Source organism: Flavobacteriales bacterium, from assembly GCA_019694795.1.
Classification (GTDB): domain Bacteria; phylum Bacteroidota; class Bacteroidia; order Flavobacteriales_D; family UBA2798; genus UBA2798.
In genome coordinates this window covers 29,678-51,304 of sequence record JAIBBF010000013.1, presented here as the reverse complement: position 1 = coordinate 51,304, position 21,627 = coordinate 29,678, and the positions used below count along the sequence as shown (strand labels likewise).

Annotated in this window: 16 protein-coding genes; 15 read left to right on the top strand and 1 reads right to left on the bottom strand. The window is 39.2% G+C overall.

The features are described from left to right. Positions 1-26: 26 nt before the first annotated feature. The 6 genes from K1X56_06340 to K1X56_06315 all read left to right on the top strand — a co-directional run bounded on the left by K1X56_06340 (position 27) and on the right by K1X56_06315 (position 7,957). On the top strand, positions 27-1,529 hold the full coding sequence (locus K1X56_06340) for an oligosaccharide flippase family protein (protein MBX7094323.1): 1,503 nt from the start codon (positions 27-29) through the stop codon (positions 1,527-1,529). Next, positions 1,510-1,941 carry a dUTP diphosphatase gene (dut, locus tag K1X56_06335; protein MBX7094322.1) on the top strand — a complete coding sequence of 144 codons (432 nt, stop codon included), beginning with the start codon at positions 1,510-1,512 and terminating at the stop codon, positions 1,939-1,941. Before K1X56_06340 ends, dut begins: the two co-directional genes overlap by 20 nt. A 9-nt stretch (positions 1,942-1,950) precedes the next feature. Next, positions 1,951-3,756: an excinuclease ABC subunit UvrC gene (gene uvrC, locus K1X56_06330; protein ID MBX7094321.1), complete on the top strand. Its 1,806-nt coding sequence runs from the start codon at positions 1,951-1,953 to the stop codon at positions 3,754-3,756. 121 nt (positions 3,757-3,877) lie between these two features. Beyond that, a complete protein-coding gene (locus tag K1X56_06325) occupies positions 3,878-4,882 on the top strand; it encodes a histidine kinase (protein ID MBX7094320.1) in 1,005 nt (334 codons plus the stop codon). Beyond that, positions 4,875-5,597: a LytTR family DNA-binding domain-containing protein gene (locus K1X56_06320; protein ID MBX7094319.1), complete on the top strand. Its 723-nt coding sequence runs from the start codon at positions 4,875-4,877 to the stop codon at positions 5,595-5,597. Before K1X56_06325 ends, K1X56_06320 begins: the two co-directional genes overlap by 8 nt. Positions 5,598-5,701: 104 nt before the next feature. After that, complete coding sequence (locus K1X56_06315) at positions 5,702-7,957, top strand: CotH kinase family protein (protein MBX7094318.1); 2,256 nt, start codon at positions 5,702-5,704, stop codon at positions 7,955-7,957. Between the two features lie 18 nt (positions 7,958-7,975). Here K1X56_06315 and K1X56_06310 read toward each other — a convergent pair whose 3' ends face one another. Then, a complete protein-coding gene (locus tag K1X56_06310) occupies positions 7,976-8,962 on the bottom strand; it encodes an NAD(P)H-dependent glycerol-3-phosphate dehydrogenase (protein ID MBX7094317.1) in 987 nt (328 codons plus the stop codon). Between the two features lie 183 nt (positions 8,963-9,145). Between K1X56_06310 and K1X56_06305 the strand changes: the two genes are divergently transcribed. From K1X56_06305 to K1X56_06265, 9 genes are all read left to right on the top strand, one after another. After that, positions 9,146-9,520 (top strand): hypothetical protein, encoded by a 375-nt coding sequence (locus K1X56_06305; protein MBX7094316.1) that lies wholly within the window; start codon positions 9,146-9,148, stop codon positions 9,518-9,520. A 324-nt stretch (positions 9,521-9,844) separates the two neighbouring features. Next, positions 9,845-11,479, top strand: a complete 1,635-nt coding sequence (locus tag K1X56_06300; GenBank protein ID MBX7094315.1) for a SulP family inorganic anion transporter — start codon at positions 9,845-9,847, stop codon at positions 11,477-11,479. Between the two features lie 2 nt (positions 11,480-11,481). Next, complete coding sequence (locus tag K1X56_06295) at positions 11,482-12,804, top strand: hypothetical protein (GenBank protein MBX7094314.1); 1,323 nt, start codon at positions 11,482-11,484, stop codon at positions 12,802-12,804. A 103-nt stretch (positions 12,805-12,907) separates the two neighbouring features. Then, complete coding sequence (locus K1X56_06290; protein MBX7094313.1) at positions 12,908-13,402, top strand: hypothetical protein; 495 nt, start codon at positions 12,908-12,910, stop codon at positions 13,400-13,402. Between the two features lie 72 nt (positions 13,403-13,474). Further along, complete coding sequence (locus K1X56_06285; GenBank protein MBX7094312.1) at positions 13,475-15,877, top strand: TonB-dependent receptor; 2,403 nt, start codon at positions 13,475-13,477, stop codon at positions 15,875-15,877. Between the two features lie 78 nt (positions 15,878-15,955). Then, the gene (locus K1X56_06280) at positions 15,956-18,028 is read left to right on the top strand and encodes a T9SS type A sorting domain-containing protein (GenBank protein MBX7094311.1); all 2,073 of its coding nucleotides are present in this window, start codon (positions 15,956-15,958) and stop codon (positions 18,026-18,028) included. Between the two features lie 140 nt (positions 18,029-18,168). Further along, positions 18,169-18,963, top strand: coding sequence for a prohibitin family protein (locus K1X56_06275; GenBank protein ID MBX7094310.1), 795 nt, complete (start codon positions 18,169-18,171; stop codon positions 18,961-18,963). Positions 18,964-19,045: 82 nt separating this feature from the next. Further along, on the top strand, positions 19,046-20,224 hold the full coding sequence (locus tag K1X56_06270; protein MBX7094309.1) for a hypothetical protein: 1,179 nt from the start codon (positions 19,046-19,048) through the stop codon (positions 20,222-20,224). After that, complete coding sequence (locus tag K1X56_06265) at positions 20,224-21,627, top strand: thiol oxidoreductase (GenBank protein MBX7094308.1); 1,404 nt, start codon at positions 20,224-20,226, stop codon at positions 21,625-21,627. Before K1X56_06270 ends, K1X56_06265 begins: the two co-directional genes overlap by 1 nt.

The following is a 21,627-nucleotide window of genomic DNA, read 5'->3' as shown; positions in this document are numbered from 1 at the left end:
CTTCGGGTGGGCTTTTTTCTTTCTCTATGAGTGTAATCAGAAAACTGGCATCGCAAACGGCAATTTATGGATTGAGTTCCATTGTTGCGCGTTTTCTGAATTACCTTCTTACACCACTTCACACCAGCAGTTCTGTTTTTTCTGAATCGGAATATGGTGTTATTAGTGAAATGTATGCGTATGTTTCCTTTCTTATTATTTTTCTCACCTATGGAATGGAGACGGCTTTTTTCCGTTTTTACTCCAAGGACGAATTCAATAAGCGCAGTGTATTTGCTACCACGTTCTGGACATTGTTCAGCTCTTCTTCCGTATTCATTTTTACCTGTATTTTATTTGCTGTTCCATTAGCCGATTTACTCGGATATAAAGAACATCCTGAATATGTAGTCTGGTTTTCCATTGTGGTGGGATTAGATGCGCTATCCTCCATTCCAATGGCTTATCTGCGTGCCGAAGGAAAAGCGGTTCGATTTGCGGTGGTCAATATTCTCAGTGTTCTTGTCAATATCGGTTTAAATTTATTTTTTCTGGCCTATTGTATGCCACTGGTAAAATCCGGACAATCCAACTGGCTCACCGAAACGTTTTATGATCCTTCCATCGGCGTGGGATATGTTTTTATTGCAAATCTGATTTCGAGTTTTGTCAAATTCATTTTGCTGGCGCCTGAAATGATTTTAGCTTTTGGCAAATGGAGTTTTTCTTTACTCGAGAAAATGCTGTTGTTCGGATTACCACTTTTGGTAGCGGGATTTGCGGGGATGATCAATGAAACCATCGACCGGATCATGCTGAAACATATTTTACTTCCCAAAATCGGTGAAGAAGCAGCATCTGCTCAGGTTGGAATTTATAGTGCCATTTATAAACTATCCATTATAATCACCTTATTCATTCAGGCCTTTCGTTATGCAGCGGAACCTTTCTTTTTTGCTCAGGAGAAAGAAAAGAATTCAAGAGAGGTTTATGCACGCGTGATGAATTATTTTGTAATTGTTTGTGCTGTAATTTTTCTGGGAGTGATGTTGTATATCGATGTCCTTAAACATTTTGTTCCCAATGAAAATTACTGGAAAGCATTGCACATTGTTCCAGTGTTATTATTCGCTAATATCTTTTTAGGAATTTATTACAACCAAAGTATTTGGTATAAGTTAAGCGGACATACCATGTATGGGGCCTACATCGCCATTTTTGGTGCAACGCTTACTTTGGTACTCAATTATATTTTTATTCCGGAATACGCTTATGTAGCGTCGGCATGGACCACTTTTATCTGCTACGGAAGCATGATGTTGATTAGCTATTTTCTCGGACAGAAATTTTACCCCGTTCCTTATAAAATTTGGAAAAGCATTTTTTATTTGTCGCTTGCATTCGCCATTTATTTTGCGAGTACATGGATAGATATGGAGTGGGGACTTCAACGTTTTATCATTCATTCGTTCTTATTAATTTTATTTGTCGCCGTAGTATGGATGATGGAAAAACCAAAAAAATTGACCCATGAAAATCAAAATCATTAATAAATCTTCGCATTCGCTTCCGACTTATGAAACCATTGCATCAGCCGGAATGGATTTACGTGCCAACTTAACTGAAACGGTATTGTTAAAACCCTTAGAGCGACGATTAATTCCTACGGGTTTATTTATTGAACTTCCGGTTGGTTATGAAGCACAAGTTCGCCCGCGTTCAGGATTAGCGTTAAAAAAAGGAATTACCGTGTTGAACAGTCCGGGTACCGTAGATGCAGATTACAGAGGAGAAATTGGTGTAATTCTGATTAATTTAAGTGCAGAAGAATTTCAGATTGTAAACGGAGAACGAGTTGCCCAATTAGTTATTGCCAAACACGAACGCGCAGAATGGGAAGAGGTGGAGGTGTTAACAGAAACTGCACGTGGTGAAGGGGGATTCGGAAGCACCGGAAAATAATTTTTTTACATGGAGGAGGACCTCAAACAAAAAGTTTCGCTTTTACCGGATTCTCCCGGTGTATATCAGTATTTCGATATTGAAGGCAAACTTCTTTATGTAGGAAAAGCTAAAAATCTTAAAAAAAGAGTTAGTTCTTATTTTAATAAGGAACACGATAGCGGAAGAATCACCATTATGGTTTCCAAAATTGTGGATCTGAAAGTCATTGTAACGGAGACGGAACTCGATGCGCTTTTGCTGGAGAACAATCTGATTAAAAATCTTCGTCCGCGTTACAACGTCATGTTGCGTGATGATAAAACCTATCCATGGATTTGTATTTCGAATGAAGCTTTCCCCCGGGTGTATCATACGCGAAGAAAGGAAAAAGATGGTTCCAGTTATTTTGGACCCTACGCTAATGTAAAGATGATGTGGTCCTTGCTGGAATTAATCCGCCAAATGTATCCCATCCGTTCCTGTCAGCTCAATCTCTCCGAAGAAAATATCGCAAAAAAGAAGTTCAAGGTTTGTCTTGAGTACCATATTGGAAATTGTAAAGGACCCTGCGAAGCCAAACAAAGTGAAGAAGAATATGATGAGATGATTGCCGATATCCGTTATCTGATCAAGGGGAATACGTCGCAGGTATTAAAACAGCTTCGCGAGAAAATGAAAATTTACAGTCAGGAGTTGGCATTTGAAAAAGCACAGGAATTAAAAACGAAAATTGATATTCTCGAAAATTACAGATCAAAATTTACGGTGGTTTCTTCCACAGTGAGTGATGTGGATGTGTTTTCCATTGTTAACGACGATAAGTTTGCTTACGTTAATTATTTTAGGGTTATCGATGGTTCAATCGTTCAGAGTCATACACTGGAAATTAAAAAAATGCTCGATGAGCCCAATGATGAAATTCTCACCATTGCCATAACGGAGTTGCGTCAAAAATTTCAAAGTGATGCGAAAGAAATCATCGTTCCGTTTGAACTGGAATACGATCAGATTTTAGTTACTGTTCCCCAGCGTGGCGATAAAAAGCAGTTACTCGAATTATCGGAGAGAAATGCACGGTATTACATGATGGACAAACATCGTCAGGAAAGTGTTAAAGATCCTGAACGATCTACCGAGCGCATTTTGGAGACGATGAAAAAAGATTTGCGGTTGACGGAACTTCCTCGACACATTGAATGTTTCGATAATTCCAATATTCAGGGTACAAATCCGGTTTCTGCTTGTGTGGTTTTTAAAAATGCAAAACCGAGCAAAAAAGATTATCGCCATTTTAATGTAAAGACGGTAGAAGGACCGGATGATTTTGCTACAATGGAGGAAGTCATTTTCAGACGTTATTCCCGTTTATTGGAAGAAAAACAGGAATTACCCCAGTTAATTGTTATTGATGGTGGAAAGGGTCAATTAGGTGCTGCATTAAATAGTTTAGAGAAATTAGGACTTCGCGGAAAAATTGCCATTGTGGGTATAGCCAAACGATTGGAAGAAATTTATTATCCGGGCGACAGTCTTCCGTTGTATATCGATAAACGATCTGAATCCTTAAAAGTAATTCAACACATGCGGAATGAAGCGCATCGTTTTGGAATTACTCATCACCGCAACCGGCGAAGTAAAGGAGCTATTCAAAGTGAATTAACCTCCATTCCCGGAATTGGTGAAAAAACCATGGAGCAATTAATGAAGGTGTTTAAATCCTTAAAACGACTGAAAGAAGCTGAAGAATCTAAAATTGCGGAAGTCATTGGTCCGGCTAAAACCAAGGTGTTGTTGGAATATTTTAATTCCCTGTCTAAATCAAAACCGGGCTAGACGTCGCGACTTTTTCCACTTTCGTCGAATAGCCTTCATTTAGCATGATATTTCATTCATATTTCCGTTGTTTGCAGTAAGCATGAAGTCGAACTATTACCTCCATATACTTTTTTGGGCATTGTTTTTTTTGCTCCCGGAAAGTTATGCGCTTATCGAGGGAAGGTTTATTTTTCATGGGGGACATTTCCTCCATTCCCTTATTAGTGATGGGTTTTTAGTGACCGTATTTTACGTGAATGCTTATTTTTTACTTCCCAAACTCATTCAGGAAAAGAAGTATGTGTATTATGGTCTGTTTTTATTGGTTATACTTTCCATCAGCTATCTGATCACCTGGCAATTTCATCCCGGACATCATCGTCATCGTGAATTGGATGAGCACGAGTTGATGGAAATAAGAATGGGCATTGAAGAACCACATCATGGAATACCTTTTGGCATGTGGTTTTTTCCTCCTGTATTGTTTGTAACACTTAGTACCATTTACTGGTTGGTGCTTGAGCGCATGCAGTTTGAAAAACGACAGGAAAATTTAATCCGTGAAAATCTGATTACCCAAACTTCATTTTTAAGATCTCAGGTTGCACCGCATTTTCTTTTTAATGTGTTAAATGGATTTGTATCACTGGCCAGGAAAAAATCGGATGATCTCGAACCGATGATGATTAAGCTTTCCGGTTTAATGCAATACATGTTGTACGAATCGGACGCAGATCGTGTAACCCTAAAAAAAGAAATCGATTATATTTCAGATTATATCGATTTGCAAAAAATGCGTTTTGGTAATCGTGCAGATATTCATTTTGAAGCACATGTTACGGGCTTTGAAGCAACCATGATTCCGCCCATGTTATTTATTCCATTTGTAGAAAATGCATTTAAACACAGCGCAAGTTGCGAACGAATTGAAATCAGTATAAAAATAACGCAGAGTAATCAACAGATTGTTCTCGAAGTCAGAAACTCTTACGATCCGCAGTCGGCGAGGGAAAGGACAAGCGGAATCGGGATTTCCAACACCAAAAAACGATTGGATTTAACGTATCCCGGAAACCATGATTTAAATATCACTTCAATCAATAACGAATTTGTTGTAATCCTACATATTCCAGATCATGATTAAATGTATTGCGGTCGACGATGAAGCACTGGCTTTGGATTTGCTGGCGGATAATATCCGGAGGATTCCTTATTTAGAATTAGTGGCCACCTGCAATAATGCCAGAGAGGCAACTCAGGCTTTGGCGGATCATAAAGTCGATTTAATTTTTCTCGATATTCAAATGCCGGGTATTAACGGTATTAATTTTTTAAAAGGAATTCAGCATCCACCGATGGCAATTATCCTTAGTGCATATCCCGATTTTGCTCTTGAGGGATATGAATTATCATTGGTTGATTATCTGGTTAAACCGGTTTCTTTTAATCGATTCGAAAAGGCCGTTTTAAAAGCGAAAGATTTATTCGAACTACGCAACCCAACTACAGATTCGGAGCTTGTCGACACTTCTGTTTCTGAAGATTATTTTTTCGTAAACGCGGATCATAAATTGATTCGTGTCCATTACGATGAAATTTATTTGGTGGAAGGATTAAAAGATTATATTAAAATTCATCTTAGCGGACAAGCACGTCCTTTGGTGACCCGCATGAGTATGAAAAACATGGAGAGCCGGCTCGAAGGAAAGGGCTTTTTACGCATACATAAATCCTTTATTGTTTCATTGGATAAAATCAAAGCCGTTAAAAAAGGATTTGTTTTGGTCAACGATCGAGAAGTGCCCTATTCTGATAATCAAAAAGCCTTGTTATTCGAGTACATCGATAAAATGCGTTAACCGTTCCTCATTGGGGAAGATGATTTTATCTTCAATTTTTAATGTTTGGTATATATTACCAAAATGTAAAATGAAATTGACCGTTATTGCATGAAATAGCAAAAATGGCAATGATGATTCGTCCTACTTTACTTATCGCATTTTTCTGCGGCATGCTTTCCGTTAATGCACAAACGGATTTATATGGCCCGGATATTCAGAAAATAGAAATCTACTTTACACAGTCGAATTGGGATTATCAATTGGACACAGCCAAAGCAGGCAGTGAAGGATATATTGTGGCCGAGTGGGTAAAAGTGAATGGCGTACAATTTGATTCGGTGGGGGTAAAATATAAAGGAAACAGTTCCTATAATGCCAACAATAATAAGAACCCTTTGCATATTGAGTTGGATTATACCCACAACACCACCTATAATGGAATTTCCGATATTAAATTAGGCAATGGGTTTTCCGATCCATCCATGTTTAGAGAAGTGCTTTCTTATGAAATTCTTCGCAATTACATGCATGCTCCAAAATGTAATTTTGCTCAGGTATATATTAACGGAAGTTTAAGAGGATTATATAGTAACGCAGAATCCATAAATAAAGATTTTGTAGGTACGCATTTTTATTCTTTCGGGAATACATTGGTAAAATGTAATCCGCAAACTGTTGGCGGAGGGAATCTCCCTAATCTATCGTATCTGGGAACGGATAGTACTTTATACTATTCGAAGTATGAAATTAAATCCGATTTTGGCTGGACCGATTTAATCCGTTTATGCGATTCTCTCAATAATAATTTCAGCAATATTGAAAAGATAATGGATATCGACCGTGCCATCTGGATGCTTGCATTTAATAACGTGCTTGTAAATCTGGACAGCTATACCGGTTCTTTTGCTCAAAACTATTACGAATACCTGGATGATAATGGGAGATTTAATTCCATCATCTGGGACTTGAACATGTGCTTTGGTGGGTTTAACATGACCGGAATTGGTGCTCCACTTTCTGTAACGCAAGAACAGAACATGAGTCCAACCCTACACTCCACCAGCACCAATCGTCCCCTAATAAAAAACATCCTCAGCGACGCACGCTACAAACGAATGTATATTGCGCACATGAAAACCATTACCAATGAGTTTTTCACTAATGGAGCCTATGTAACTATGGCGCAGGATTACATGACGCTTATTGATACAGCAGTGCAGTCGGACCCCTATAAATTTTTTACCTACACGCAGTTTCAGAATTCGCTTACAACAAGTGTAACGAGCGGACCAATGACAATTCCCGGTATTTCCTTGTTGATGAATGCACGGGCAACCTATTTAAATTCCACCACGGAGTTTCAACAAGTATCACCGGTGTTGTCCAACATCAACTATGCGCCGGCTTCTCCAACCCTGAATGATACAGTGTGGATTACTGCACAAATCAGTAATCAGGTGTACTCTTATTTAGGATATCGTTATCATGAATCAGAAATATTTAATAAAACACAAATGATGGATGATGGTTTGCATCACGATGGTGCAGCAGGAGATGGTGTTTTTGGAGCTTATTTTATTTGCGGCAGCGCACAGATGCAATATTATATTTATACTGAAAACAACAATGCAGGATTATTTTCTCCGGCACGTGCGGAATATGAATTTTATACCATTGATGCCGCTGTTTCCAATTTAAATTCCGGCGATCTGGTCATTAATGAATACATGGCACAAAATACCGCAACAGTTGCTAATGCCAATGGAAAGTTCGGCGATTGGGTGGAACTATATAACAATTCAACTTCAACATTAAGTTTGTTCGGTTTGTATTTAACAGATGATGCAACGAATCCTACGAAATGGGCGTTTCCCTCTGCCACCACTATTGCTCCCAGTTCATTTTTAATTGTCTGGTGCGATCAGGATACTTCTTCATTGGAGTACCATGCTAATTTTAAATTGTCGGCTTCCGGTGAAAGTATTTATCTGAATAAAGCAGATGGAACTGTATTGGATAGTTCTGTGTTTTCTGCGCAAACAGCAGATATCTCCATGCAGCGTTGTCCAAACGGTACTGGTCTCTTTTCTGCCACATTGGGATCGACATTTAACAGTTTAAATTGTGTGGTTGGTGTAGAAGAAAATGTTGGGAGTAGTTTCTCTATTTATCCGAATCCCGCCAGCGATCGAATGGTGATTTCTTCCGCATCTGCATTTAAACAGGTGGAAGTATTTAACGCAACGGGTCAAATTGAAAATTCATGGAGTGGTTCTCTAACCGGAAATGTTTCCATGGATGTTTCTGCTTTATCCAATGGAATTTACTTTATCCGTATCGATGGAAGTTTTGCTGGAAAAGTGTTGATTCAGAAATAAAACTGAAACGAATTTTGCTTAAGATAATTTATCACTGAGAATGCGGACTTCAACAGCAGGAGAAATTTTTTCGTAAATAATATTGTAAACACATTGTACAATGGGCATATCTACATTGTACTTTTTGTTCATTTCTACAATACTTTTTACGGCATAATAACCTTCTGCAACCATTTCCATTTCTAATTGGGCGGCTTTTACGGAATAACCTTTACCAATCATGTATCCGAACGTGCGGTTTCGCGAAAATTTAGAATAGGCGGTCACCAATAAATCTCCCAGATAAGCACTCGATTTTACATCGCGGTGTATCGGATGAACAACATCAATGAATCGTGCAGTTTCTACACTTGCATTCGAAATTAACACAGCCTGAAAATTATCGCCGTAGCCTACACCTCCGCAAATACCGGATGCAATGGCATAAATATTTTTTAATACCGCCGATAATTCCGTTCCCAATAAATCATCAGAAACCGTAGTGCGTAAATAGCGACAACTTAAATGATCGGCCATCACTTGTGCGCTTTGTGTATCGGAGCAGGCAATGGTTAAATAGCTTAGTCGCTCCAGGGCCACTTCTTCGGCGTGACAAGGACCGCATATAATTCCGATCTTATCCATAGGAACGCCAAGCACCTGATTAAAATAATCGGCAGGAATAATATTTAATTCCGGAATCATACCCTTGATGGCAGAGAAAATTATTTTCCCCTTGAAATTTTCTTTCGGATATTTTTCAAAAACCGATTGAAGAAATGCAGCAGGTGTTGCCATGATCAGAATATCGCATTGCGGTACGATTTCTTCCAGCCGGTTAGTAACGATCAGTTTCCCCGGATCGAATTCTACCGATTGCAAATAGCGTGGATTATGATGGAACTTACGGATATGCTCAACACTTTCACTCGTGTGAACCCACCAGTAAACATGGTCTAAATTGTTGCTCAACAACTTTACAATGGCTGTTCCCCAGCTACCTCCGCCAATAACACCGATTTTCATTGCTATTTCATTCTTATTTACCGCAAAATAAACAAATTGAAATTGCCATCGATTTATTATTTTTTTACTACTGGTAATCAGTGGTTTGCGACTTTTTCGGAATAGTAATACTTCTATATTCGGTTATTTTTTTGTTAAAAGGATTTCCATTGCTTAAAAAAAGGGCAATATTTACAGTGAATTATGAGCATTTTAAAAATCAAAAACCTGCGTGCTGTCGTTCTGTTATTGGCGACCTACCATTTATTGGTTTTTACATTGCCATATGTAGGATCCTACCTTCATGAGCTTAGTGTTAAAACTTCAGAAGGTTCCGTTCAAATGGGCGGCGATGAACAGAAGAAAGATTTTCTGTTTGATCTAAGAGAACTGGAAGATCTCGAAGAAACGGATACGGACGGATTGCGATTCCCTGCATTACCGGTATTTTATTCTGAGCCCTGTAATTTCACTTTTCATTCTACTTTCAGCAATAGCGGTTATCACGCTTCTTACTTCGCTGATTTATCTTTTATTTCCACACCACGCTTTATTCAATTGCGAACATTACTGATTTGATGAATTGAAACGTCCCGTTCCTGTAATATGGAACAAGCTTTTTTATTCAACGTTCAATTAAATCAAGTTCGTTTTCACTTAAGAAAACAATCAGTGATGTCTGATCAACATCTCGCATACAGAAAAAAAGATATGGGTGTCGGTTACCGGACAGTTAATCTTGCAGAAGTATTCCTGGATTAAGTCTCGTTCTTTCCTCATTCGCCATGCTTACAGGGGCACCAAGCAAAATCCTGTTCGTAATCGCCGCCTGTGTCTTTTATTCCTTGTGCCAACTGATGACTGAAATTCGATTGAACGAAATCAACAAAAAATTTCGTCCAAATGTCATCTTCAAATCAACATAAAAACCATTCCAAATCCATTCCGTTAGATGGAATTAAAGGATTAGTTCAAAACTGGAAATCCGATATGATGTCGGGATTCCTTGTCTTTCTCCTCGCATTACCACTTAGTTTGGGAATTGCAAAAGCCAGTGAGTTTCCGCCTGCCATGGGAGTGTTAACGGCTATGATCGGTGGATTACTCGTTAGTTTTTTCGCCGGTTCGCGATTAACGATTAAAGGGCCTGCTGCAGGACTTATCACCATTTGTGCCGGCGGCGTTATAGCTATGTCGGAATTAGGGGGTGGCGATAAAACAGAAGGTTGGCATTTGATTTTGGGAGCGGCAGTAGTTGCTGCACTAATTCAAATCGGATTTGGTTTATTAAAATTCGGATCACTCAGTGATTTTTTCCCTCACTCTGCAGTACACGGGATGTTAGCAGCTATTGGAATTTTAATTTTTGCAAAACAGTTTCCGGTTTTATTGGGAGTAGATCCATCCATGACAAAAGGAATGACGCCGATTCAATTATATGAACATATCCCCAACTTCATTGCAAATGCCAATGGAAGCATTGCAACCATCGGATTGTTGTCGCTCCTCATCATGTTTATTCTTCCAGCCATGGGAGGCGTATTTAAAAAAATACCGGCACCAATGATTGTATTACTCATTGCAGTACCAATGGCAGCTTATATGGGATTATCCTCTGTGCACGATCATAGCGGTAAGCCCTTTTCATTGGTAAAAATCGGCGATTTCTGGGGAACACTCGGATTCAATGCCAGTTTCGCAGCAATAGGTACGTTAACATTCTGGAAGTTTGTATTCATGTTTTTGTTTGTCAATACCATCGAATCGTTACTCACGGTAAAAGCGATCGACGGGATGGATCCATATAAACGAAAATCGGATTATAATAAAGATTTAGTTGCAGTAGGAGTAGGTAATGCATTCAGTGGATTGTTGGGTGGACTCCCTATGATTTCTGAAGTTGCTCGTTCTTCGGCCAATGTAAACAATGGCGGAAAAACAAGATGGGCTAATTTCTTTCACGGATTTTTTCTGCTTATCGCTATGCTGGCCATGATACCAGTGATTGAAATGATTCCTAATGCAGCATTGGCGGCAATGTTGATTTTTGTTGCTTATCGTTTGGCAAGTCCAAAAGAATTTATCGGAACCTATAAAATCGGTGCAGAACAATTAGCCATTTTTCTTGTTACAATCATTGTTACTGTTGCCGAAGATTTATTGTTAGGTGTAGCTGCAGGAATTTTAACCAAGCTGATTATTCAGGTTGTTAACGGAGCACCACTTCGTTCTTTGTTTAAAGCACGGTACACCATGAAAGAACATGGAAAGCATATCGACATCCAAATACACGATGCCGCTATTTTTTCAAACTTTCTTGGCTATAAAAAATTATGGGAAACAATTCCGGGTGGACATCACCTCACCTTCGATTTTTCCGACTGTGTATTTGTGGATCATTCATTCATGGAGCAATTGCATTTGTTCGAAGAAGAATATCACTCTACCGGAGGAGAAATTAAAGTGGTAGGACTGGAAAATTTTAATCCATTCTCATCGCATCCGGCAGCAGCACGAAAAAAAGTATCACATACCTGAAGATGAAAACAAAAAAATTATTTTTTATTCTGTTAATAAGCACTGTTCAATTCACCCACGGGGTGATGGCGCAGATACCTGAATTAAAAAAGAATTTTTCTGAAGACGGAAAATATTACATCAAAGCCACCTTTTTAAACCAGGCCTGGCTGAGATATAATCAGAGTAATCCCGGTACCATGGTGTTGGGAGAACCAACAGATGAAACATTTGATATCGGATTAAGGAGAACCCGAATGCAGTTGTTCGGACAACTAACCGATCATCTTTTTTTCTACACGCAATTCGGCATGAATAATTTCAATTATTTATCGGCGAATTCAGGAAACAGAAAACTTCAGGCATTCTTTCATGATGCATTGGCAGAATACCATGTTTTTGCCGGACAGAACTATTTAAAAATCGGAGCGGGATTAACGATCACCAATGGATTATCGCGTTTTTCACAGCCAAGTATTGGAACGATAATGACGCTCGATGTTCCGGTATTTGCACAAGCTACCGTAGATCAAACGGATGAATTTTCACGAAAATTATCGCTGTATGCACGTGGACAATTAGGTCGGTTGGATTATCGAATTGCATTAACGGATCCTTTTCCCATCACCACTTCTGGTGCAAGCATACCGCCAATAAATGCAGATGCAACATTTGCGAGTATGGGTCACCATAAACAATACCAGGGATTATTCATTTGGAATTTTTTCGATAAAGAACCGAATACTACACCGTATATGACGGGAACCTATCTTGGAAAAAAGAAAGTGCTTAATCTCGAAGCAGGTGCTATTTATCAGCAGGCGGCTACCTGGACAAGCGATGGAGTGGATACCAGCTTTCATGATATGTTCCATTGGTCGGTTGCTGCATTTTTAGATATGCCATTGAATAAAGAAAAAGGAAATGCGATTTCTGCTTATGCCGGATTTTTTTCCATGGATTACGGACCTAATTATGTTCGCAATAATGGAGTAATGAATCCGGGTCAGAGCACCAATGCTAATGCTTCCTTTAATGGAACAGGATCCGCTTTTCCAATGATGGGAACAGGAACAACTATTTATGTGCAGTTAGGCTATCTGATGAAACAGGATTTACTGAAGAAGTCAGGAACATTAATGCCTTATGCTTCGATGCAATACAGTCAATTCAATAAATTAGATGATCCCTCTGTTGTTCTTGACGGGGGAATCAACTGGCTGATTAAAGGTCATGCTCAAAAATTAAGTTTAGGCTTACAAAATCGTCCTGTTTTTAACGCCAATACCTATACATTAAAAGAAAGGAAAAACATGCTGGTGCTTCAGTATCAGGTTAGCATTTAGCCGTTTACCCTGAAAAAAATGCCTCAACCTAAGGGTGGGGATCAGGATAAGGAAAAAACACGTATTTTTGGTTTTGGTGTTCGTTATTCGCAAATATCGATCCTTGTCGCTGATCCCCGCTCTTCTCTTATGCGGGGTGGTGTTATGGCTGTCTATCGGAGAGCCATATTTTCTATTGGCAAAACGACTGGTCATTCGCCACGAGATGAAGGAGAAAATTCTTCACAATCTGAAAGCATCTGAACTCACTTATATTTCCATGGAGGAAATTCAGAAAGATCCCTCTTCTTATTGGGAAAATGATCATGAGGTCTATTTTCAGGGCGAAATGTATGATGTGGTCCGCACTGAAGGCAAGGCCTATGCTTGTGTAAAAGACCATGCCGAATCCGATTGGAAAAGAGATTTACTCAAACGACTGGATCAGGATTTCGAAAAACGATTTGAATTTAAAAAGCTACTGGATCTGAAATGGTACAGTGAACAAACCGAAACCATTCTTTTTTATCCTTCCAATGAACCAACATGTCTTGCCGACATTCCCGTTTCTACAGGTGTTGGTTTTTTAAACGGAGTTTTTTCCCCTCCCGAGATTTAATCTGAGAACGCTGAATTTTGTTGCCTGCCTTTGGTGGGATGTCTCTCTATTGATTAAATCCAAAATTTAAAAATGAAAAATCTGTTTACACTTTTGGTGTTCATGGTATCGTCCTTTTCCATGAGCGCTCAAACACTTACTATCATCGATATCACATCGCTGCAACCCTTGCGTGGTGTAGAAGTGTCTGATCCAAAAGGGACGTATAAAGAAATGACCAATGCAAAAGGTCAGGTAAACCTTCCATCTCCGGCACCGGAATCGTTGGTGCTTTTTCATCCAGATTTTCGTCCTCAACTCATTAATCCTGCGCAAGTAATTCCTGCAGGAGGAGTGGTTTATATGAGTACGATTGAAGTCCGCCTCGATGAAGTAGTTGTTTCGTCTTCTAAATTCACTGAAAAACGCGAAGATGTTGCACAACAAATTGATGTGTTAAATGCGCGTCAACTTGAATTCATGAATGCTCAAAATTCAGGTGATGCACTTACACAAACCGGAAATGTGTTTCTTCAGAAAAGTCAACTCGGTGGCGGGTCTCCAATCCTTCGCGGATTCGAAGCAAATAAAGTGTTGATTGTGGTAGATGGAATTCGAATGAACAATGCCATTTACCGCGCGGGACATCTTCAGAATGTAATTCGTTTAGACAATAACATGCTGGATCGTGTTGAGGTGGTTTACGGACCTGCATCTACGGTATATGGTAGCGATGCGCTTGGCGGAGTAATGCATTTTCATACACGAAAACTCCAGTTTTCTACCGATGAAAAAAGTCTGGTTACCGGAAGTGCATTTACACGTTTCTCTACCGTGAATACCGAAAAAACAGGAAATTTTTCATTTAATGTTGCCAATAATAAATGGGCATTTATGCTCACGGGCACCTATTCCGATTTTGGCGATTTGAGACAAGGAAATCTTCGCGATCCACGCAATGGAGATTTATGGAAGCGCATGAATTATGCAGAACGAATCAATAACAAAGATTCAATGTTTGTCAATAATGATCCGAATGTTCAGGTGCAATCCGGTTATAAACAATATAACGTCATTAGTAAAATCGGATTTAAACCAAACGAGCATCAATTACATCAACTCAACATTCAGTACACCAATACCGGAAATGTAAACCGTTATGATCGTCTTCAGGAATACAGTGGCGGAATTTTAAAGTTTGCTGAATGGTATTATGGTCCCGAAACCATGTTGCTGACTGCCTACCAGGGTTTGTACACCAAAAAAACAAAAGTGTATGATCAACTCAATGTTTCACTTTCTTTCCAGGATATTGCTGAAAGTCGCATTAGCCGACGCTTTAACAACAACAACAAAAAATTTCAGGAAGAAAATGTAAACGTGATCAGCCTCAATGTTGATATGATGAAAGAGGTAAAAAAACATGAAATCAGATATGGTGCCGAGGTGAGTTACAATACGGTAAAATCGAACGGATATTCGCGCAATATTGTAACTGAACTTGAATCACCCTCCGCTTCCCGTTATCCCGATGGCGATAATTCAATGATGTATTCTGCAATCTATGTAACCCACAGTTGGGAGATCAACGATAAGTTGATTCTAACTGATGGACTTCGTTTCTCGAATGTAAGTTTGGATGCAAACTTTTCAGATACATCCCTCATGCATTTTCCTTACACCAACGTACAGCAAAAAAATTCAGCACTCACAGGAAGCCTCGGTTTAATTGTGAAACCTGCTCAAGATTGGAGAATCGCTCTATTAGGTTCTACCGGTTTCCGCGCACCGAACATCGATGATGTTGGAAAGGTATTCGACAGTTCACCGGGTATGCTGATTGTTCCTAATCCTGATTTAAAACCAGAATACACTTATAACGCCGATTTAACCATTGAAAAATCGTTCAACGGAAAAGTTCGTTTAGGTGTTACAGGATATTATACCTATTTAACCAATCTGATTACCGTTCAGAAATTTACATTTAACGGATCAGATTCAATTGTGTATAATGGAACACCAAGTTTAGTAACTGCTGCACAAAATTCAGACAAAGGCTACATTTATGGAACCAGCTTTAATTTTGCAGCCGACGTTACTGAACACTTCAGCATTACCAGCGCTATAAATTATACATACGGTCGTGTAATTACAGACACTACCGATTATCCGCTCGACCACATTCCTCCCGTATTTGGAAGAACAGCTTTTATTTTGAATTTGAAAAAATTCAGAGGAGAGTTCTATACCATGTATAGTGGATGGAAAAGGGTTAAAGATTATAACCTGGTGGGAGAAGATAATTACTCTCAGGCTGCACCGGACGGAATGCCCGCATGGTGTACCCTTAATGTTCGCGCTTCGTATCAAATCAACAAATATTTACGAGTTCAGGGAGGAATAGAAAATATCACTGATCTGAATTATCGGGTATTTGCAAGTGGAATTTCTGCGCCTGGCCGCAATTTCACTATGACACTTCGCGCGAATTTCTGACCAAGAAATTATTAATGCTATGCAGTTCCGGAAAAATCCGGAACTGTATTTTATCTCTTACAATTTAATTTCAGTTTTATGAAACGGATTTTTATCACCCTTGTGGTGTCGTTCAATGCTTTTTTTGCAATGGCACAACATCTCCCTTGCGGTTCAGATGCAAAACGCAGAGAACTGATCCATAATCATCCTGAGATCCTGCAACAGGAGGCAGATCATGAATTGATTACTAATCAGCTCATCAATCAGCAAAAAATCAACCGAGCTAATCAGCAGATCTACACCATTCCGGTAGTGTTTCATATCATTCACCAGAATGGTGCAGAAAACATTTCGGATGCACAGGTCATCGATGCCGTAAATATTTTAAATCGCGATTACCGCAAACTGAATGCAGATACCGCTGCAATTGTTCATGGATTTGATACACTTTGTGCAGATGCAGGAATTGAATTTCGTTTGGCAACCATCGATCCGCTGGGAAATTGCACCAATGGAATAGAACGTATTTATTCAACTGAGACTTATGTTGGAGATGACGGATCAAAACTTCATGCATGGCCACGCAACAAATATTTAAATGTTTGGGTAGTGGCACAAATGGAAAACGGAGTAGCAGGTTATGCTTATTATCCTTCATCCGTTTCCGGTGGCTTTATGGCTTTTGTTGATGGCGTAATTATTCTTCACAATTATGTGGGTAGCATTGGAACTTCCAATGTGGGAACATCGCGGGCGCTGACTCATGAGGTGGGGCACTGGTTAAACCTGCAACATCCATGGGGAAATAATAATGATCCGGGAGTGATTTGTGGTGATGATTTGGTGGATGATACACCAATTACAAAAGGCTGGACAACCTGCAATCTGAATGGTAACGTTTGTATTCCGGGCATCTATGAAAACGTGCAGAATTATATGGATTATTCCTATTGCAGTGTGATGTTTACGCAAGGACAAGTAGATCGTATGCGCGCTGCTTTAATTGATAATACGGCAGACCGCAGTAATCTTTGGACAACTGCAAATCTGATTGCTACAGGTGTTGAACCGGGAACAGAATTAAGTTGTGCTCCTAAGGCCGATTTTTATCCTGCCAAACCAACAGTATGTCTGAATGAGAATATTGTTTTTTACGATAACACAGTCAATGGAGCTTCTACTTCATGGCAATGGACATTCCAGGATGGAAATCCTGCAACTTCTACTGTACAGGATCCTACTGTTTCCTTCGGAACTCCGGGATGGAAAACTGTTTCTTTAACGGTTAACAATGCAGAAGGAACAGATTCGCGTACCATTACAAATTCTATTTATGTTTCCAATGGCCTTGCCGATTACGGTACACCTTATTGGGAAAGTTTCGAATGGTATTTACCCTTCGCAGAAAAATGGATAGTGCGTAACCGCGATAATAACGAAACCTATTTTCAATTGTATCATGGCGCAGGGTATACCGGCGATTATTGCATTATGTTGAATAACGCAAGCATCATTACCAATCCATTTGATGATGGTGCAAAAGACATTGATGAGTTAATTACGCCATCTTTTAATCTAACTGCTGTGCAAGGATCAACCCTGAATTTTAGATATGCTTCTTCTACCAATGCAATGAATGCAGATGATATTACTGAAACACTTAAAATATATTCATCAACCGATTGTGGTCAAACCTGGATATTGAGAAAAACAATAACAGGATTGGCGCTGGCTACTAGTCAGGGTGCAGGAGGTTCAAGCTATGTCCCGGTTTCCGCAACTGACTGGGCCTATGAAGCCGTGAACATTTCTGCATCTCTGGCACAGCCGGATATTCGTTTCAAATTTGAATATGTAAGCAGTGCCTATTCCAACAATCTGTTTATTGATGACATCAATATCGCAACAACAACAGGAATCGATGAACAGGAAGAATTAATCGTGGATCTTTTTCCGAATCCTTCTTCGGAAATGTTTACGATCAATTCAAACACACCCGGCACCAAAATGGTGAAGGTTTATTCTGCCACCGGAGAAATCGTACATGATTTTTCTATGACGGGAATAAGTGCAAATGTGGACTGCAGCAAGTGGTCGGCCGGTGTTTATTTAGTAAGCATACAAGCAAGTGGAGGAACCTTTAAAATCATTCGGTATTTAAAGTTCTGAAGCGTTTGGTGAATAGAGAGAGGCCCCGGGTGTTAATTCATCCGGGGTTTTTTATTAATGAAAAGTTAAAATCAATCCCCTTTGGTTTTTTCGGTTTAAATTGGATAGGCTGGCAATGGGGGAATTAAAATCCTTTCATTATGAAAACGCTATCATTCAAATTCGTTATTTTGCTGGCATCAGCTATAATACTTATTTCCTCCTGTGCCATTGTTCGTCCCGGTGAAATCGGCTTTAAACAACGCTTAGGTCGCATCAAAGGTAAACCCATCGAAAGTGGGGTGGTATGGTTTAATCCTTTTACATCCCGCTTAATTAAGATTAACATACGAACGGTTGAGGTTTATAATAATCTTCCATTACCTACTAAAGAGGGATTAAGTGTAAATGCAGAGATCAGTTTATTGTACCATGTAAATCCCGATTCAGCCAAAAGGATTTACGTTCAATTTGGAACAAACTATGAAGAAGTAGCTGTGTTGAGTAATTTTCGCGCTACTGCACGTGAAATAAGTTCTAAATATTATGCAAAAGAATTGTATGCTACAGAACGAAATAAAATTGAAAATGCTATTGCTCAGGAATTAAGTGCACACATCGGTAAATATGGAATTGTTATTGATGCAGTTTTATTAAAAGATATTTTACTTCCTGCACAAATGGTTAAAGCAATTGAAGATAAAACAACGGCAGAGCAAGAAGCATTGCGAATGGAATTTGTCATACAAAAACAAAAGAAAGAAGCAGAACGAATGATCATAGAAGCCGAAGCAATTAAACAGGCACAAACTATTATCAATTCTTCTTTAACTCCTATGTTGATCCAGTACAATCAAATTGAAATGCTTAAAAATTTAAGCACATCTCCCAATGCAAAAGTGATTGTTACCAACGGATCTACATCGCCGATGATATTGAATACCGGCGAGAACTAAAAGTTTAGTTAAAAAATACCTTTTTTCGGGTATTGTAAATTTATTTCATCATGTGGTTTTTTGCATAACCAAAAACCACATGATGAAAAACTATTTATTTATTTCCATCCTAGTTGTTTCCGTTTTTTCCTCTTGTAAAAAGGAGGACCCGGAACCTGAAAACTCTGCCGATCCTAACGCTGCATTAAAAGAAAGTATCGTAACAAGTTATGCAAACATTGTTTTTGCCAATTACGAAGATTGTTATTTAACGGCGGTAATTCTCGATCAGAAAATTGATGCTTTTATAGCAGCTCCTTCGCAACAAAATCTCGACGATGCCCGTCAAGCCTGGCGTGATGCGCGGGAGCCTTATGGTCAATCTGAAGTGTATCGTTTTTACGGTGGAGCAATTGATGATGGAGATGGTCCTGAACCTTTTTTAAATTCCTGGCCATTGGATGAAGCGTATATCGATTATGTGTCGGGCGATTTAAATGCAGGAATTATTAATGATCCGGTTACATTTCCAACTATCACTGCTTCTTTATTGCTACAATTAAATTTAAGCGGAGCTGAAGAAAATGTTGCATTGGGATATCATGCCATTGAGTTTTTATTATGGGGTCAGGATACTTCAGCAAATAATTGCGGACAACGTCCCTATACCGATTACCTGACGGTAGGAGGAACAGCTTCTAATCAGGACCGGAGAGTGTTGTACTTATCGATTGCTTCCGATTTGCTGCTTGCATTTTTAAATGAATTGAAAAATGAATGGGATCCTTCTTTGCAGGGAAATTACCGTCAGGAATTTTTGTCCTATTCCAACGACGATGCTATTCGTAAAATGATGGTGGGAATGGCTGTTTTATCCGGAGCAGAATTGTCGGGAGAACGAATGTATGTTGCTTATGATAATATGGATCAGGAGGACGAACACTCTTGCTTTAGCGATAATACTCATCGCGATATTATTTTAAATGCAAAAGGTATTCATAATGTCTATACCGGAACCTATCAGCGAGTAGATGGAACAATTGTCTCCGGATCCTCCATCAGTCAGTTAGCAGAATTGTTTTCAACTTCACTTAATGCACAGTTGATTCAATCGCTCAATGATGCAGATAACAAATGCAATTCCATTTATGTACCTTTTGATCAAGCAATCATTATTCCTGCAGAACGACAAATTGTATTAGACGCTGTTTTGCATCTTCAATCGCAGGCAGATTTAATTATTGATGTTGCTTCATCTATGGGTTATACAATTGTATTGTAATGAAGTATTTTCTTCTGGCATTATTTTCCTGTTCAATTTTTGTTTGGACCTCATGCAGAAAAGATCCTTCATTGGAAGACGATTTATTATATGCAGAAGAGGGTGAAGAAAAATCAGGAGGTGAACTTACCGTTTACGATGATACACCCAATGCATTCGGACACCAAATTCCCGGTTTATCGACACAGCAGGGACTTGACTTCTTTACGGGAAATTCTTTTTTCAATCAGAATTGGGTTACTGCACCTTCAATTACAACAGCAAGGGATGGATTAGGACCATTGTTTAATTCCAGATCATGTGCAGGTTGTCACTTTCGTGATGGAAGAGGACGGCCACCATCACCTGGTGAATTCGGAACTGGATTTTTAGTGCGGACAAGTATCTCAGGTATTGGATTACATAATGAACCAGTTCCTGAAAATAATTATGGCGGACAATTACAGGATCAGGCCATATTGGGAGTAGATCCGGAAGTAACGATTTCCATTAATGAACTATTGGTAAATGGAAATTATCCGGATGGAACAGTCTATCAACTTTTGCAACCCGATTACCAATTTTCACAATGGAAATATGGAAATCCCGATCCTGCCATTCGTTATTCGCCACGCGTAGCACAACAAATGATTGGATTAGGACTTCTGGAAATTATTCCGGAATCACAAATACTTGAACGTGCAGATGAAACAGATGTGGATGGAAATGGAATTTCAGGGAAAGCAAATTATGTATGGAATTACAGAACACTGCAATCTGAATTAGGAAGATTTGGATGGAAGGCTAATCAACCGGATTTATTTCAGCAAACCGCAGGGGCATTTTTAGGAGATATGGGGATTACCACTTCATTATTTATCAATGAAAATTGTACTTCTGCAGAAATCGATTGTGCAGCTGCTCCCAATGGGGGAACACCCGAGATTGATGATTTGGATTTGAATAAAGTTGTTTTGTATTGCAGAAGTCTCGCGGTCCCTGCCCGAAGAAACTGGAGTGATCAATCTGTTTTAAGAGGTAAAAATTTATTTGTACAGATTGGATGCGAAGATTGTCACAGAATGAATTTTACAACAGGAATTTCTGTTGATATACCAGTTTTATCCTTGCAAAAAATTCATCCATATTCCGATCTGTTACTGCATGATATGGGGCCGGGACTTGCAGATGGAAGAAACGATTTTTTAGCTTCAGGATCAGAATGGAGAACGCAGCCCTTATGGGGAATCGGATTAATCGAAATAGTTAATGGTCATTCACGCTTATTGCATGATGGAAGAGCACGATCCATTGAAGAGGCCATATTGTGGCATGGAGGAGAGGCACAATTGTCGAACACAAAATTTAAACAGCTTACGCTTTCCCAACGAGAGGATGTGTTGAATTTTATTCGGTCGCTGTAA